Source organism: Moorena sp. SIO4E2 (genome assembly GCF_010671945.1).
In the GTDB taxonomy this organism is placed as follows: Bacteria; Cyanobacteriota; Cyanobacteriia; order Cyanobacteriales; family Coleofasciculaceae; genus Moorena; species Moorena producens.
The window spans coordinates 1-1,071 of sequence record NZ_JAAHIE010001410.1 but is presented as its reverse complement, the minus strand read 5'-3'; the positions used below and the strand labels follow the sequence as shown (position 1 = coordinate 1,071).

1 protein-coding gene is annotated in these 1,071 nt (G+C 43.2%); it reads right to left on the bottom strand.

What is annotated here, in order from left to right:
* Positions 1 to 2: 2 nt before the first annotated feature.
* A complete protein-coding gene (locus tag F6K37_RS44070; protein ID WP_287257438.1) occupies positions 3 to 755 on the bottom strand; it encodes a DUF4139 domain-containing protein in 753 nt (250 codons plus the stop codon).
* Positions 756 to 1,071 lie beyond the last annotated feature (316 nt).

Here is a 1,071-nt window from a genome sequence, read left to right as displayed (position 1 = left end):
TGTCAGTTGCAGTTAATCGCTGGGGATGTTCGTCGGGTGGAAGAATATGAACAAGCACAAGTGATTAACTGCAACTGACTGTTTTCATAGGTAGCACCGCTGCGATTGTCCAACGTTACCCAGCCGGTGATATCTACCTTGCTCTCATCGTCACTAACAACTGCTACATAATCAGCTTTCCAGGTAATGGCATTAGCAATATAGGAAACTTCCGTAGCATGGTCTCCTGCTTCACTTACCTCAAGTTTCCAGACCAGAGAAGGACGAGAGACTAATCCCTCTGGCATTTCATTCAGCTCCATTTCACCAGAGGGATTAAGCACAACGTTCCCATTAGGCAAACGAATAGCTAGTTTCTGTGACTGATTGCTACCTCGATAGGAATTTTGGCTAGCCACCGTCACTTCAGGAGGATTCAGCAGCTTACCTTCGAGTATCTCTATCTGTCCATCTGGGTTGACTCGTCTGAAGCGGATAGTCTTGCCAACTGATTTATTCAAGATGGTTATTGGATTAAGTAAATCATACTGGTAGTTTTGTTCACGCACCATCACACTATTAGGTGCAGTCACGGATTTGAAACTAATTGAAGTCGGGTCGATTTGTGCTGCCACATCCTCGTAGCGTACTAAGTTTGTACCCTGCTTCAGAGAAAGCTGGCGCTGCTCCCGGACTACGGCGAAGTTTTGATTATAGATAGTTAGGGAAAAGCCTTGGCTCTGTTTGGCTGTGGAGATAATCGGGTTGTCTGCCATGGTTATTCTAATTTAGGTTATAGCCTCTAGGTTTTAGGCAATAGGATTAAGACTATCGTTTGCTAGCCCCGGCTCAAACACGGAGGCTGTCAACTGCTTTGCTTATACCTAAGACCTAATACCATTAGTCTAATCCCTATAATTTATGTTATAATTACCGTTTTTATGCTATCCCTCAGTTCATAGGTTATTACCCATTACCTATAGCTATTATAAATAGGTTGTGAACTATCACGGAGGCAGGATGCCAACAATAACTATTATTTTGGGTTTCTGGATGTTCACAACTCGTTTATAAACCCTAGCCCATTACCAA

What these genes read in the sequence shown, in the direction of transcription:
- F6K37_RS44070 (WP_287257438.1), bottom strand. Translation starts at nt 755, where the DNA reads ATGGCAGACAACCCGATTATCTCCACAGCCAAACAGAGCCAAGGCTTT.